The organism is Streptomyces sp. NPDC051211, from assembly GCF_040689505.1.
Classification (GTDB): domain Bacteria; phylum Actinomycetota; class Actinomycetes; order Streptomycetales; family Streptomycetaceae; genus Streptomyces.
Genome location: NZ_JBFBAV010000023.1, coordinates 1 through 14,653, shown reverse-complemented (window position 1 = coordinate 14,653; position 14,653 = coordinate 1). Strand labels below are relative to the sequence as shown.

13 protein-coding genes are annotated in these 14,653 nt (G+C 71.1%); all 13 read left to right on the top strand.

The window, feature by feature from the left end:
* The first annotated feature begins 17 nt into the window (after positions 1 to 17).
* Complete coding sequence (locus tag AB0447_RS22110) at positions 18 to 1,697, top strand: UDP-N-acetylmuramoyl-L-alanyl-D-glutamate--2,6-diaminopimelate ligase (protein WP_366478422.1); 1,680 nt, start codon at positions 18 to 20, stop codon at positions 1,695 to 1,697.
* On the top strand, positions 1,694 to 3,121 hold the full coding sequence (gene murF / locus AB0447_RS22105; RefSeq protein ID WP_366478421.1) for a UDP-N-acetylmuramoyl-tripeptide--D-alanyl-D-alanine ligase: 1,428 nt from the start codon (positions 1,694 to 1,696) through the stop codon (positions 3,119 to 3,121). Before AB0447_RS22110 ends, murF begins: the two co-directional genes overlap by 4 nt.
* Entirely contained in the window at positions 3,118 to 4,188 is a 1,071-nt protein-coding gene (gene mraY / locus AB0447_RS22100; RefSeq protein WP_366478420.1) for a phospho-N-acetylmuramoyl-pentapeptide-transferase, read from the top strand. The genes murF and mraY overlap by 4 nt, the downstream gene beginning before the upstream one ends.
* Positions 4,170 to 5,696 (top strand): UDP-N-acetylmuramoyl-L-alanine--D-glutamate ligase, encoded by a 1,527-nt coding sequence (gene murD, locus AB0447_RS22095; protein WP_366478419.1) that lies wholly within the window; start codon positions 4,170 to 4,172, stop codon positions 5,694 to 5,696. Before mraY ends, murD begins: the two co-directional genes overlap by 19 nt.
* 46 nt (positions 5,697 to 5,742) lie before the next feature.
* Positions 5,743 to 7,104 (top strand): putative lipid II flippase FtsW, encoded by a 1,362-nt coding sequence (gene ftsW, locus AB0447_RS22090; RefSeq protein WP_366478418.1) that lies wholly within the window; start codon positions 5,743 to 5,745, stop codon positions 7,102 to 7,104.
* A 6-nt stretch (positions 7,105 to 7,110) separates the two neighbouring features.
* A complete protein-coding gene (gene murG, locus AB0447_RS22085; RefSeq protein ID WP_366478417.1) occupies positions 7,111 to 8,205 on the top strand; it encodes an undecaprenyldiphospho-muramoylpentapeptide beta-N-acetylglucosaminyltransferase in 1,095 nt (364 codons plus the stop codon).
* Positions 8,206 to 8,399: 194 nt separating this feature from the next.
* Entirely contained in the window at positions 8,400 to 9,083 is a 684-nt protein-coding gene (locus tag AB0447_RS22080) for an FtsQ-type POTRA domain-containing protein (RefSeq protein WP_366478507.1), read from the top strand.
* A gap of 279 nt (positions 9,084 to 9,362) precedes the next feature.
* Positions 9,363 to 10,583: a cell division protein FtsZ gene (ftsZ, locus tag AB0447_RS22075; RefSeq protein ID WP_366478416.1), complete on the top strand. Its 1,221-nt coding sequence runs from the start codon at positions 9,363 to 9,365 to the stop codon at positions 10,581 to 10,583.
* Positions 10,580 to 11,314: a peptidoglycan editing factor PgeF gene (gene pgeF, locus AB0447_RS22070; RefSeq protein ID WP_366478415.1), complete on the top strand. Its 735-nt coding sequence runs from the start codon at positions 10,580 to 10,582 to the stop codon at positions 11,312 to 11,314. Before ftsZ ends, pgeF begins: the two co-directional genes overlap by 4 nt.
* Positions 11,315 to 11,317: 3 nt before the next feature.
* The gene (locus AB0447_RS22065; RefSeq protein ID WP_366478414.1) at positions 11,318 to 12,037 is read left to right on the top strand and encodes a YggS family pyridoxal phosphate-dependent enzyme; all 720 of its coding nucleotides are present in this window, start codon (positions 11,318 to 11,320) and stop codon (positions 12,035 to 12,037) included.
* Positions 12,038 to 12,186: 149 nt separating this feature from the next.
* Positions 12,187 to 12,804: a cell division protein SepF gene (gene sepF / locus AB0447_RS22060; RefSeq protein ID WP_366478413.1), complete on the top strand. Its 618-nt coding sequence runs from the start codon at positions 12,187 to 12,189 to the stop codon at positions 12,802 to 12,804.
* A 38-nt stretch (positions 12,805 to 12,842) separates the two neighbouring features.
* Entirely contained in the window at positions 12,843 to 13,133 is a 291-nt protein-coding gene (locus tag AB0447_RS22055) for a YggT family protein (RefSeq protein ID WP_366478412.1), read from the top strand.
* Between the two features lie 61 nt (positions 13,134 to 13,194).
* Complete coding sequence (locus AB0447_RS22050; RefSeq protein ID WP_366478411.1) at positions 13,195 to 14,358, top strand: DivIVA domain-containing protein; 1,164 nt, start codon at positions 13,195 to 13,197, stop codon at positions 14,356 to 14,358.
* Positions 14,359 to 14,653: the final 295 nt, after the last annotated feature.

The following is a 14,653-nucleotide window of genomic DNA, read 5'->3' as shown; positions in this document are numbered from 1 at the left end:
TGCGCGAGGCACCATCAGTGACGACGATCACCCCGAACCCCGGGAACCGGAACGGCCCGGCCCCCTCAATTCCCGGCGGGCCCACTGCGCCCGGTACGCTCACCGCCGTGCCCCACGCTGATCAGCCCAGAACCACCCAGAAACCCCCGGCAGCGCCGCCGGGAGCGCCCCGGCCTGCCGCCGTCCGCCCGACCCCGCTCGGCGACCTGGCAGCCCTGCTGGGAACCGCCGCTCCGGGAACGGCGCAGATCACCGGCATCACCCACGACTCGCGGGCGGTCCGCCCCGGCGACGTGTACGCGGCCCTGCCCGGCGCCCGCCTGCACGGCGCCGACTTCGCCGCCCAGGCGGCGTCCCTGGGCGCCGCCGCGGTCCTGACCGACCCGGCGGGTGCCGAACGCGCCGCCGCCACCGGCCTGCCGGTGCTGGTCGCGGAGGACCCGCGGGGCCGGATGGGCGAGCTCGCCGCCGAGATCTACGGGCGGCCCGGCGAGGACCTGCTCCAGATCGGCATCACCGGGACCTCCGGCAAGACCACCACCGCCTACCTCATCGAGGGCGGCCTGCGCGGCGCCGGACGCCGCACCGGACTGGTCGGCACCGTCGAGATGCGGATCGGCGACGAGCGGATCAAGTCCGAGCGCACCACCCCCGAGGCCACCGACCTCCAGGCGCTGTTCGCGGTCATGCGCGAACGGGGCGTGGAGGCCGTCGCCATGGAGGTCTCCAGCCACGCCCTGGTGCTCGGCCGGGTCGACGGGTGCGTCTTCGACGTCGCCGTCTTCAACAACCTCAGCCCGGAGCACATGGAGTTCCACTCCGACATGGAGGACTACTTCCAGGCCAAGGCCCGGCTGTTCACGCCCGCCCGGGCCCGCCTCGGCGTCGTCAACACCGACGACGAGTACGGCCGCCGCCTCGCCAAGGAGTCGGCCGTCCCCGTCATCACCTTCTCCGCCGCGGGCGACCCGGCCGCCGACTGGCGCGCCGAGGACGTCGTCTCCGGCCACACGGACTCCACCCTGACGCTGGTCGGGCCGGACGGGCAGCGGATCCGCGCCACCGCCCCGCTGCCCGGCCCGTTCAACGTCGCCAACACCGTCGCCGCGATCGTCACGCTCGCCGCCGCCGGCATCGACCCGCAGACCGCCGCCGACGGCGTCGCCGCGGTCCCCGGCGTTCCCGGCCGGCTGGAGCGGGTCGACGCGGGCCAGCCGTACCTCGCCGTCGTCGACTACGCGCACAAGACCGACGCCGTCGAGTCCGTCCTGCGGGCGCTGCGCGAGGTCACCGCCGGCAAGCTGCACATCGTCCTCGGCTGCGGCGGCGACCGCGACACCACCAAGCGCGGCCCGATGGGCGCCGCCGCCGCCCGGTTCGCCGACACCGCCGTCCTCACCTCCGACAACCCGCGCTCCGAGGACCCCCTGAGGATCCTCGCCGCGATGTTCGAAGGCGCCGTGTCCGTCCCGGCCGAGGAGCGCGGCACCGTCCTGGTCGACGCCGACCGGGCCGCCGCCATCGCCGCCGCCGTCGCCCGCGCCGAACCCGGCGACACCGTCCTGGTGGCCGGCAAGGGCCACGAGCAGGGCCAGGACACCGCCGGCGTGGTCCGGCCCTTCGACGACCGCCAGGTGCTCCGCGCGGCCATCGCAGAACAGCTCCAGCACGTCCGACAGGCCGAGGTGAACCAGTGATCCCCCTCTCCCTCGCCGAGATCGCCGACATCACCGGCGGGCGCCCCCACGACATACCGGATCCGTCGGTCCAGGTCACCGGACCGGTCGTGTACGACTCCCGGGAGGTCGAGGCGGGCAGCCTGTTCGCCGCCTTCGTCGGCGAGCGCGTCGACGGCCACGACTTCGCCGAACGGGCCGTCGCCGCCGGTGCCGCCGCCGTCCTGGCCACCCGGCCGGTCGGCGTGCCCGCGATCGTCGTGGACGACGTCGTCGCCGCGCTCGGAGCCCTCGCGGGCACGGTGGTCGCCCGGATCGGCACCGACGTGGTCGCCCTGACCGGCTCGGCCGGCAAGACCTCCACCAAGGACCTCATCGCCCAGGTCCTCCAGCACCACGCACCCACCGTGTGGACCCCGGGGAACCTCAACAACGAGATCGGCCTGCCGATCACGACGCTGCGGGCCACCGCGGAAACCCGGCACCTGGTGCTGGAGATGGGCGCCCGCGGCATCGGGCACATCCGCTACCTCACCGGGCTGACCCCGCCCCGGATCGGCCTGGTCCTCAACGTCGGCACCGCCCACATCGGCGAGTTCGGGGGCCGCGAAGCCATCGCCCAGGCCAAGGGCGAACTGGTCGAGGCCCTGCCGAGCGAGGCCGAGGGGGGCGTCGCCGTGCTCAACGCCGACGACCTGCTCGTCCGCGCCATGGCCTCCCGCACGAAGGCCCGCACCGTCCTGTTCGGAGAGGCCGACGACGCCGAAGTCCGGGCCACGGACGTACGGCTGACGCCCCAGGGACAGCCGTCCTTCACACTGCACACACCCTCCGGGTGCAGTGATGTGACCTTGCGGCTGTACGGTGAGCACCACGTGTCGAACGCGCTTGCCGCGGCCGCCGTCGCCCACGTGCTGGGCATGTCCACCGCCGAGATCGCCACCGCGCTCTCCGGCGCGGGCACGCTCTCGCGGTGGCGCATGGAGGTCACCGAGCGGGCGGACGGCGTGACGGTCGTCAACGACGCCTACAACGCGAACCCCGAGTCCATGCGGGCCGCACTGCGCGCGCTCGCCGCGATGGGCGGTGCCGCCCAGGAGCGCGGGGGACGCACGTGGGCGGTGCTCGGCCCGATGGCCGAGCTCGGTGACGATTCGCTCGCCGAGCACGACGCGGTCGGACGACTCGTCGTCCGGCTCAACGTGAGCAAGCTCGTCGCAGTCGGGGGCAGGGAAGCGTCCTGGCTGCAACTGGGCGCATATAACGAGGGTTCGTGGGGTGAGGAGTCGGTGCTCGTGTCCGACGCGCAGGCGGCGGTCGACCTGTTGCGCAGTGAACTGCGCCCGGGTGACGTCGTGCTGGTGAAGGCTTCCAGGTCCGCAGGTCTGGAGCGGGTCGCGCAGGCGCTGCTCGACGGTGCCGAGGGCGAGGTCGCCGGCCGATGAGGCAGATCCTGTTCGCGGGTGTCATCGGTATGTTCCTCACCGTCGTCGGCACCCCGCTGCTGATCAAGCTGCTGGCCCGCAAGGGCTACGGCCAGTTCATCCGGGACGACGGCCCGCGCGGCCACGCCGGGAAGAAGGGCACGCCCACCATGGGCGGCATCTCCTTCATCCTGGCCACGCTCGTCGCGTACGCCCTCACCAAGGTCATCACCGGCAGTGAGCCGACCTTCTCCGGCCTGCTCGTCCTGTTCCTGATGGCGGGCATGGGCCTGGTCGGCTACCTCGACGACTACATCAAGATCGTCAAGAGGCGGTCGCTCGGCCTCCGGGCCAAGGCCAAGATGTCCGGCCAGCTGATCGTCGGCATCGCCTTCGCGGTGCTCGCACTCCAGTTCAAGGACTCGCGCGATCTCGCCCCGGCCTCCACCAAGCTGTCGTTCGTCACCGACTTCGGCTGGTCGATCGGCCCGGTGCTGTTCGTCGTCTGGGCGCTGTTCATGATCCTCGCGATGTCCAACGGCGTGAACCTCACCGACGGCCTGGACGGCCTGGCCACCGGTGCCGCCGTCATGGTGTTCGGCGCGTACACCTTCATCGGTGTCTGGCAGTACCAGGAGTCCTGCGCCAACGCGGAGACCCTGACCAACCCGGCCGCCTGCTTCGAGGTCCGCGATCCGCTGGACCTCGCGGTGGTCGCCTCCGCCCTGATGGGCGCCTGCTTCGGCTTCCTGTGGTGGAACACCTCCCCCGCCAAGATCTTCATGGGCGACACCGGCTCGCTGGCCCTCGGCGGCGCCCTCGCGGGCCTCGCCATCTGCTCCCGCACCGAGCTGCTGGTCGCCCTGCTCGGCGGCCTCTTCGTCCTCATCACCATGTCCGTGGTGATCCAGGTCGGCTCCTTCCGCCTCACCGGGAAGCGCGTCTTCCGGATGGCTCCGCTGCAGCACCACTTCGAACTCAAGGGGTGGTCCGAAGTCCTTGTGGTGGTCCGCTTCTGGATCATCCAGGGCATGTGCGTCATCGTGGGTCTGGGTCTCTTCTACGCCGGATGGGCAGCGGACAAGTGAGCAACGCCGACCAGAACCCCGCCGGAACCGAGCCGGGCGCGCCCGGGCCGGGCGCCGGCCTGGCCGCGTACGGCCTGCCCGCGCGGATCACCGTCGCCGGTCTCGGCGTCAGCGGGATCAGCGCGGCCCGGGCACTGGCGGGGCTGGGCGCGACCGTCACGGTCGTGGACAACGGCGACGGCGACGCCCACCGGGCGCGCGCCGCCGAACTCGCCGAACTCGGCATCGAGGTCCGCCTCGGCCGGCTGGCCGACGGATACCACGCCGGCGAGGTCCTTCCGGACGGCACCGAGCTGGTCGTCACCTCTCCCGGCTGGCAGCCGGACAGCCCGCTCTTCAAGGCCGCCGCCGAGGCCGGCGTGGACGTCGTCGGCGACGTCGAGGTCGCCTGGCGGCTCCGCGGGCTCGGCGGACGCAAGCCCGCCGAGTGGCTCGCCATCACCGGCACCAACGGCAAGACCACTACCACCCAGATGCTCGCCTCGATCCTGAGGGCCGCCGGGCTGCGCACCGCCGCCGTCGGCAACATCGGCACCCCGATCATCGACGTGGTCCTCGGCGAGCAGGAGTACGACGTGCTCGCCGTCGAGCTCTCCAGCTACCAGCTGCACTGGGCCCCCAGCCTGCGCGCCCACTCCGGGGCCGTGCTCAACCTGGCCCCCGACCACCTCGACTGGCACGGCTCCATGGAGGCCTACGCCGCCGACAAGGGCCGGATCTACGAGGGCAACACGGTGGCCTGCGTCTACAACGCGGCCGACCCGCAGACCGAGAAGCTGGTCGAGAACGCGGACGTGGTCGAGGGCTGCCGGGCGATCGGCTTCACCCTCGGCGCCCCCGGCCCCTCCATGCTCGGCGTGGTCGACGGCATCCTGGTCGACCGGGCCTTCGTGGAGAACCGGCAGAAGAACGCCCAGGAGCTCGCCGAGGTCGCGGACGTCAACCCGCCGGCCCCGCACAACATCGCCAACGCCCTGGCCGCCGCCGCCCTGGCCCGCGCCTTCGGCGTGGAGCCGCGCGCGGTCCGCGACGGGCTGCGCGACTTCCGCCCGGACGCGCACCGGATCAGCCACGTCGCCGAGGTCGGCGGGGTCACGTACATCGACGACTCCAAGGCGACCAACACGCACGCCGCCGAGGCCTCGCTGGCCGCCTACGACCCCATCGTGTGGATCGCCGGTGGCCTCGCCAAGGGCGCCACCTTCGACGAGTTGGTGCAGCGGTCGGCGAAGCGCCTGCGCGCGGCCGTGCTGATCGGCGCCGACCGGGCGCTGATCCGGGACGCGCTGGCGCGACACGCCCCCGATGTCCCGGTCGTCGACCTCGACCGGACCGACACTGAGGCGATGCTCGCAGCGGTCCGGGAAGCGGCCCGGCTCGCCGAGCCCGGCGACACGGTCCTGCTGGCACCTGCCTGTGCCTCGATGGACATGTTCGCGAACTACAACAAGCGCGGGGACGCCTTCGCCGACGCGGTGCGCGAACTGGGCGCGGAGCAGAGCGCCTGAGGTCCGTCCGACCGGCTGCTCGTACGAGTGGAGGGGAAGACGACAGATGCCGGCCAAGCAGATGCTGCCCGGGCGGCGGCCCACCGCCGTCCGTGCGCAGGCCCGCAAACGGCCCGCGCCGAGCGCCAAGGGGCCCGGCGGACACGGTCCGTTGGCCGGTCTCCGGCGCACCCACCGTCAGCTGCGCCGGACATGGGATCGGCCGCTCACCGCGTATTACCTGATTTTCGGCAGCTCGTTGCTCATCACCGTGCTCGGACTGGTGATGGTCTACAGCGCTTCGATGATCAAAGCGCTCCAGCTCGGCCTGGCCCCCTCGTACTTCTTCCAGAAGCAGTTCCTCGCGGCCTCGATCGGCACCGGGCTGCTGCTGGCGGCCTCCCGGATGCCGGTGAAACTGCACCGGGCGCTGGCCTACCCGGTGCTGGCCGGAACCGTCTTCCTGATGGTCCTCGTCCAGATCCCCGGGATAGGAGTCTCGATCCAGGGCAACCAGAACTGGATCTCGCTCGGCGGCCCGTTCATGCTGCAGCCCAGCGAGTTCGGCAAGCTGGCGCTGATCCTGTGGGGCGCCGACCTGCTGGCCCGCAAGGGCGACAGGGGCCTGCTGACCCAGTGGAAACACCTGCTGGTGCCGCTCGTGCCGGTGGCCTTCCTGCTGCTCGGACTCATCATGCTCGGCGGCGACATGGGCACCGCGATGATCCTGTGCGCCATTCTCTTCGGCCTGCTGTGGCTGGCGGGCGCCCCGACCCGGCTGTTCGTCGGCGTGCTGGCGGTGGCCGCGACGATCGGAGCGGTCCTCATCAAGACCGCTCCGCACCGGATGGAGCGACTCTCCTGCATCGGTGCGACCGATCTGGGTCCCAAAGGTGAATGCTGGCAGGCGGTCCACGGAATTTTCGCCCTCGCCTCCGGCGGATGGTTCGGTTCCGGACTCGGCGCCAGTGTGGAAAAATGGGGAGAACTACCCGAAGCACACAACGACTTCATCTTTGCCATCACCGGGGAGGAACTGGGACTGGCGGGGACGCTGTCGGTACTGGGTCTGTTCGCGGCTCTAGGCTATGCGGGTATCCGCGTGGCCGGACGCACGGAGGACTCCTTCGTCAGGTATGCCGCGGGAGGCGTGACCACCTGGATCACGGCCCAGGCCGTGATCAACATCGGTGCGGTGCTCGGTCTGCTGCCGATCGCCGGTGTCCCGCTCCCGCTGTTCTCCTACGGAGGGTCAGCCCTGCTGCCGACCATGTTCGCCGTCGGACTGCTCATCGCCTTCGCGCGTGAGGAGCCCGCGGCGCGCGCGGCGCTCGCGATGCGACAGCCGAAGTTCGGCTGGAAGCGGTCCGGGCCGATTTGGAAGTCGATGAGACGGCGCGTCAAGAAGCGTCCGTCCGGAGAGCGGTGAATTTCGGTGCATGTCGTACTCGCCGGTGGGGGGACCGCCGGCCACATCGAGCCGGCGCTCGCCCTCGCGGACGCCCTGCGCAGGCAGGACCCGACCGTGGGCATCACAGCCCTCGGTACGGAACGCGGCCTTGAGACCCGTCTGGTGCCGGAGCGCGGCTACGAGCTGGGTCTGATCCCCGCCGTTCCGCTGCCCCGCAAGCCCACACCCGAGCTGATCACCGTCCCGGGACGGCTCCGCGGCACCATCAAGGCCGCCGAGCAGATCCTGGAGCGCACCAAGGCCGACTGCGTGGTCGGCTTCGGCGGCTACGTGGCGCTGCCCGGCTACCTGGCCGCCAAGCGGCTCGGGGTGCCGATCATCGTCCACGAGGCCAACGCACGGCCCGGTCTGGCCAACAAGATCGGCTCCCGGTACGCGCACGCCGTCGCCGTCTCCACGCCCGACAGCAAGCTCCGCAACGCCCGCTACGTGGGCATCCCGCTGCGGCGCACCATCGCCACCCTGGACCGGGCCGCCGTACGCCCCGAGGCCCGGGCCGCGTTCGGCCTCGACCCGAACCTGCCCACCCTGCTGGTGTCCGGCGGCTCCCAGGGCGCCCGCCGGCTCAACGAGGTGGTGCAGCAGGTCGCCCCGGTGCTGCAGCGCTCCGGGATCCAGATCCTGCACGTGGTCGGCCCGAAGAACGAACTGCCGCACGTGGACAACATGCCCGGTATGCCGCCGTACATCCCGGTACCGTACGTGGACCGGATGGATCTCGCGTACGCCGCCGCCGACATGATGCTGTGCCGCGCGGGCGCGATGACCGTCGCCGAACTCTCCGCCGTCGGGCTGCCCGCCGCGTACGTCCCGCTGCCGATCGGCAACGGCGAGCAGCGGCTCAACGCCCAGCCGGTGGTCAAGGCCGGCGGCGGCCTGCTGGTCGACGACGCCGAGCTGACCCCGCAGTGGGTGCAGCACAACGTCCTCCCGGTGCTCGGCGACCCGCACCGGCTGTACGAGATGTCCCGCGCGGCCGCCGAGTTCGGCCGCCGGGACGCCGACGAGCTCCTGGTCGCCATGGTGTACGAGGCGATCGCCGCCAACAGGAACCGCTGACGCAGGAGGCACCACACGTGGCCGGAGCGACGACCGCCGAGCGCGGGAACCCCGGGGCCGGGGAGAACGGCAGACCGCCGAAGTCCCCCAAGCCCCCGAAAGCGGTCAAGTCGTCGAAATCGTCGAAGGCGTCGAAGGACTCCGGACCCGACGGCCACGAGGGCCCCGGCTGGAAACGGCTCCGCCGGGGCCCGGTGCCGGCCGCGCTCGCCGCGGCCCTGCTGCTCGGCGGCGGCACCTGGGTGCTGTACGGCTCGGACTGGCTGCGGGTGGAGAAGGTCGGCACCGCGGGCACCGAGGTGCTGACCCCCCGGCAGGTCCTGGACGCGGCCGCGGTCCCGGTCGGCGCCCCGCTGGCCACCGTGGACACCGACGAGATCGCGGCCCGGCTGACCGCCCGGCTGTCCCGTATCGAATCGGTCGATGTGGTGCGTTCCTGGCCGCACACGATCGGGCTGAAAGTGACGGAGCGCAAACCCGTCCTGCTCATCAAAAAGGGCGCCGACTTCGTCGAAGTGGACGCTTCGGGTGTGCGATTCGACACGGTGACGAAAGCACCGGCCGGTGTTCCGGTCCTGGAACTGGACGCGGACCGGTCGCCGAGCATGCGCCGCTTCGACGAGGAGCGGCTCCTGCACGAGGCGGTGGGCATCGCCCGGGACCTCCCCGACGCCGTGGCCAGGGAGACCTTGCGGCTCACCGTCCGCTCGTACGACTCCGTGGTACTGGAGTTGACCCGGGAACGGACGGTGGTGTGGGGCAGTGCCGAACAGGGTGAGGCGAAGGCCCGTGCGCTGACGGCTCTGCTGAAGGCCGCGCCCAAGGCTGAACACTTTGACGTGAGCGCCCCCACCGCCCCTGCGGTGTCGGGGAGTTGACGTCGGGTCCAACACCGACGCACCCTGGTTGGCCAGCGATACGGGTGATCACATAGGGTGAAAAGAAAAACGGGAGGTTCGGCGTGTTCGTTGAACACGCGCTACTTGTCGACTTAGTGTCCTGTTCGGAAGAGTCCAAGGAACAGACACACCCCTAACCCTAAACTTCAGGGTTAGGGTTCGGGTCGGCGCGTTCGGACCGTCCCTATTTCGGCATCAGTCGTCGCACCGCAGGCCCGCGAGGCGGCGACACGTAACTCGAGGCGAGAGGCCTTCGACGTGGCAGCACCGCAGAACTACCTCGCAGTCATCAAGGTCATCGGTGTCGGCGGCGGTGGTGTCAATGCCATCAACCGAATGATCGAGGTCGGTCTCAAGGGCGTCGAGTTCATCGCCATCAACACGGACGCGCAGGCGCTGTTGATGAGCGACGCCGACGTCAAGCTCGACGTCGGCCGGGAACTCACCCGGGGCCTCGGCGCCGGCGCCAACCCGGCAGTCGGTCGCAAGGCGGCAGAGGACCACCGTGAGGAGATCGAGGAGGTCCTCAAGGGGGCCGACATGGTCTTCGTCACCGCCGGTGAGGGCGGCGGCACCGGCACCGGCGGCGCACCCGTCGTGGCCAACATCGCGCGCTCGCTCGGCGCCCTGACGATCGGTGTGGTCACCCGGCCGTTCACCTTCGAGGGCCGGCGCCGCGCCAACCAGGCGGAGGACGGCATCGCCGAGCTCCGTGAAGAGGTCGACACCCTCATCGTCATCCCCAACGACCGCCTGCTGTCCATCTCGGACCGCCAGGTGAGCGTGCTCGACGCCTTCAAGTCGGCCGACCAGGTGCTGCTGAGCGGCGTCCAGGGCATCACCGACCTCATCACCACCCCGGGCCTGATCAACCTCGACTTCGCCGACGTCAAGTCCGTGATGTCCGAGGCCGGCTCGGCGCTCATGGGCATCGGCTCGGCCCGCGGTGACGACCGCGCGGTGGCCGCCGCCGAGATGGCGATCTCCTCGCCGCTGCTGGAGGCGTCCATCGACGGCGCCCGCGGCGTGCTGCTCTCCATCTCCGGCGGCTCGGACCTCGGCCTGTTCGAGATCAACGAGGCCGCCCAGCTGGTGAGCGAGGCCGCCCACCCCGAGGCGAACATCATCTTCGGCGCCGTCATCGACGACGCCCTCGGCGACGAGGTACGGGTCACCGTCATCGCCGCCGGCTTCGACGGCGGACAGCCGCCGGCCCGCCGGGACAACGTCATCGGCGCCGCGTCCACGAAGCGCGAGGAGCCGACCCCGGCTCCGGTCCGCGCCGCCGAGCCGGCCCGCCCGGCCTTCGGCGGACTCGGCACGGTCACCCCGCGCGAGGAGCCCCCGGCCCCGGTCGAGGCGGCTCCGGTGAACGAGGACCGCCAGTCCTCCACCAGCTCCGCCCCGCCCGTCCCGTCGGCCCGCCCCTACCAGGACAGCCCGGCCGAGGAACTGGACGTTCCGGACTTCTTGAAGTGACGATAGGGCAGCAGCACACCGCGAGCGGCGCCCACTTCGCCTTCACCGACAGGTGGGGCGGGGTGAGCGCCGTTCCGTACGAGGAGCTCAACCTCGGCGGCGCCGTCGGCGACGACCCGGCCGCCGTCCGGGAGAACCGGACCCGCGCGGCGAAGTCCCTGGGCATCGACGCCGACCGGGTGGTCTGGATGAACCAGGTGCACGGCCGGGACGTCGCCGTGGTGGACGGTCCCTGGGATCCGGAGCAGCAGGTCCCCGCGGTGGACGCGGTGGTGACCGGCCGTCGGGGACTGGCCCTGGCCGTGCTCACCGCCGACTGCGTTCCGGTCCTGCTGGCCGACCCGGTCGCCGGAGTCGTGGCCGCCGCGCACGCGGGCCGCCCCGGCCTGGTCGCCGGAGTCGTTCCGGCCGCGGTCGAGGCGATGGTCTCGCTCGGCGCCGACCCCGCCCGGCTGATCGCCCTTACCGGACCCGCCGTCTGCGGGCGCTGTTACGAGGTGCCGGCGGACATGCGGGACGCGGTCGCCGAGGTGGTGCCGGCCGCCCGCGCCGAGACGAGCTGGGGGACCCCGGCCGTCGACGTGGCCGCCGGGGTGCACGCCCAGCTGGCGGAGCTGGGGGTGACGGACGCCCGGCGTTCCCCGGTCTGCACACTGGAGTCGCGGGACCACTTCTCGTACCGCCGGGACCGGGTGACCGGCCGGCTCGCCGGATATGTCTGGTTGGACTGATTCATGATGGACCGTAAGGCTGAGCTCGCGGCGAACCTCGCGCGGGTGGAGGAACGTATCTTGTCCGCCTGTGCTGCGGCCGGGCGCAAGCGGGAGGAGGTGACCCTCATCGTGGTCACCAAGACCCACCCCGCGAGCGACGTACGACTGCTGGCGGAGCTGGGTGTCCGTCATGTTGCGGAGAATCGCGACCAGGACGCCGCGCCCAAGGCCGCCGCCTGCGCGGATCTGCCGCTCACCTGGCATTTCGTCGGCCAGTTGCAGACGAACAAAGTCCGTTCCGTGGCGGGATACGCGCATGTCGTGCAGTCCGTCGACCGGCCCAGGCTGGTCACCGCCCTCTCCGCGGCCGCGGAGAAGACCGGCCGGGAGCTCGGCTGCCTGGTGCAGATCGCCCTCGATGCGGAATCGGGGGAGCAGGGTTCGCGGGGCGGCGCCGCCCCGGACCTGCTCGGGGAGTTGGCGGAGCTGGTGGCCGGCGCGCCCGGGCTCCGGCTCGGCGGGCTGATGACGGTGGCCCCGCTGGCCGGTCCGTACGCGGGCCGCGAACAGGCTGCTTTCGAGCGGTTGATGGAATTGTCAAGCGACCTGCGCGCCGTCCATCCGGCTGCGACCATGGTGTCGGCCGGGATGAGCGCAGACCTGGAACAGGCCGTGGCGGCCGGAGCGACACATGTACGCGTCGGCACTGCGGTACTCGGCGCGAGACCCCGGCTCGGGTAACGTCGCGAAGAAAGTCGGACCACAGCAGAAAATATGGTCATTCCCGCCGATGAGCGGACAGACCACGTGGATCGCGGGCAGTTGGTGACTTTGGTGACACTGCGGTATTTGTCGGTGGGCGATCCACCACAGAGCGGAGGACTCGGAGAATGGCCGGCGCAATGCGCAAGATGGCGGTCTACCTCGGCCTCGTGGAGGACGACCGGTACGACAACCCGGGATACGACCCCGATGACGAGTTCGAGCCGGAGCCGGAGCTGGAGCGCTCCCGGGACCGGGATCGCCGGCAACAGCCGGTGCACCAACCGCCCGTAACGGACGAACCGGTACGAATCGCACAGCCGCCGGCACCGCGTGAACCGATCCCGCTGCCGGTGGAAAACGGACGACCCGCACGAATCGCCCCCGTGGCATCCATCACACCCGAACGCTCGAACCTGGAGAAGAACGCCCCCGTGATCATGCCCAAGGTCGTGTCCGAGCGGGAGCCGTACCGCATCACGACACTGCACCCCAGGACCTACAACGAGGCCCGTACCATCGGGGAACACTTCCGCGAGGGCACCCCGGTGATCATGAACCTGACCGAGATGGACGACACTGACGCGAAGCGTCTGGTCGACTTCGCGGCCGGGCTGGTGTTCGGACTGCACGGCAGCATTGAACGCGTGACACAGAAGGTGTTCCTGCTGTCGCCTGCTAACGTCGATGTCACGGCGGAGGACAAGGCCCGCATCGCGGAGGGCGGGTTCTTCAACCAGAGCTAGACCGGACAGGCGAGAGCACGGGGAGAGGGAAGCACGGAATGGGTGTCGCACTGCAGGTGGTCTACATCGCGCTGATGTGCTTCCTCATCGTGCTGATCTTCCGACTGGTCATGGACTACGTCTTCCAGTTCGCACGTTCATGGGAACCGGGCAAGGCGATGGTGGTCGTTCTGGAGGCCACCTACACTGTCACCGATCCACCGCTCAAGCTTCTGCGGCGATTCATCCCGCCGTTGCGTCTCGGGGGCGTGGCACTAGACCTGTCCTTCTTCGTGCTCATGATCATCGTCTACATCCTGATCAGTGTCGTGAGCGGCTTCGCGAGATGACGATGGACATGGACGACACGGCCTTGCCGACTGCCGACGACTACGTAGAGGTGAAGAAGAGATGCCGCTGACTCCCGAGGACGTGCGGAACAAGCAGTTCACGACCGTCCGCCTCCGAGAAGGCTATGACGAGGACGAGGTCGATGCCTTCCTCGACGAGGTCGAGGCCGAACTGACGCGCCTGCTTCGCGAGAACGAGGACCTGCGCGCCAAGCTGGCCGCAGCGACCCGGGCCGCCGCGCAGAACCAGCAGCAGCAGAACATGCGCAAGCCCGAGCCGCAGGACCAGCGCGGCCCCGGTGCCCCCGTGCCCGCGGCCATATCCGGCCCGCCGGTCCAGCAGGGCCCCCCGCAGATGGGCCCGCCCCAGCTTCCGGGTGGCGCGCCGCAGCTGCCGCCGGGCCCCGGCGGACACGGACCGCAGGGTCCGGGCCCGATGGGCGGCCCCATGCAGCAGCACCCCATGGGCGGCAACCAGTCCATGGGCGGCCAGAACCCGCTCGGCCAGCAGATGCAGCCCATGCAGCAGATGGGCCAGCAGATGCAGCCCATGGGTCAGCAGATGCAGCAGATGCACCAGCCGCCGCAGCTGCCCCAGCCCGGCCAGGGCCCCGGTGGCGACAGCGCCGCGCGCGTCCTCTCGCTGGCGCAGCAGACCGCCGACCAGGCGATCGCGGAGGCCCGCTCCGAGGCCAACAAGATCGTCGGCGAGGCGCGCTCCCGTGCCGAGGGCCTGGAGCGGGACGCCCGAGCCAAGGCGGACGCGCTGGAGCGGGACGCGCAGGAGAAGCACCGCGTCGCGATGGGCTCCCTGGAGTCCGCCCGCGCCACGCTGGAGCGCAAGGTCGAGGACCTGCGGGGCTTCGAGCGTGAGTACCGTACGCGCCTGAAGTCCTACCTGGAGTCGCAGCTGCGCCAGCTGGAGACCCAGGCGGACGACTCGCTGGCCCCGCCGCGCACCCCGGCCACCGCTTCGCTGCCGCCGTCGCCGGCGCCGTCGATGGCTCCGGCCGGTGCGATGGGCCACTCCGGCCACTCCATGGGTGCTCCGTCGCCGATGGCTCCGCCGTCGCCGATGAGCGGCGGACCGTCCTACGGCGGTCAGCAGCAGATGTCGCCGGCGATGACGCAGCCGATGGCGCCGGTGCGGCCGGCTGGGCCGCAGCCCATGCAGCAGGCGCCGTCGCCGATGCGGGGCTTTCTGATCGACGAGGACGACAACTAAGCGGCTGCGTAGCCGTCGGCAGTCGCCAAGGGCCGGGCCCGATCCCCACGGGGGATCCGGGCCCGGCCCTTTTGCCGCACCTGGGCAACTGACCCCCTTGCCTGGGCCGCCTCGGCCGGGGGTGGGGCTGGGGGTGCCGCTGCGCGGAGCTGTTCCCCTCCCCGCCCCTTCCCGAACTGGGGCTCCGCCCCAGACCCCGCTCCTCAAACGCCGGAGGGGCTGAATCAGGGGCTTGCCCCCAGTTCGGGAAGGGGCGAGCAGCCTCGGATGAGCAGGATGCGGGCGCACCGTCTTG

Bases quoted from the DNA above. Each gene is read 5' to 3' on its own strand.
- mraY (WP_366478420.1), top strand. From the start codon at position 3,118: ATGAGGCAGATCCTGTTCGCGGGTGTCATCGGTATGTTCCTCACCGTC.
- murD (WP_366478419.1), top strand. From the start codon at position 4,170: ATGGGCAGCGGACAAGTGAGCAACGCCGACCAGAACCCCGCCGGAACC.
- ftsW (WP_366478418.1), top strand. From the start codon at position 5,743: ATGCCGGCCAAGCAGATGCTGCCCGGGCGGCGGCCCACCGCCGTCCGT.
- AB0447_RS22065 (WP_366478414.1), top strand. From the start codon at position 11,318: ATGATGGACCGTAAGGCTGAGCTCGCGGCGAACCTCGCGCGGGTGGAG.
- sepF (WP_366478413.1), top strand. From the start codon at position 12,187: ATGGCCGGCGCAATGCGCAAGATGGCGGTCTACCTCGGCCTCGTGGAG.
- AB0447_RS22055 (WP_366478412.1), top strand. From the start codon at position 12,843: ATGGGTGTCGCACTGCAGGTGGTCTACATCGCGCTGATGTGCTTCCTC.
- AB0447_RS22050 (WP_366478411.1), top strand. From the start codon at position 13,195: ATGCCGCTGACTCCCGAGGACGTGCGGAACAAGCAGTTCACGACCGTC.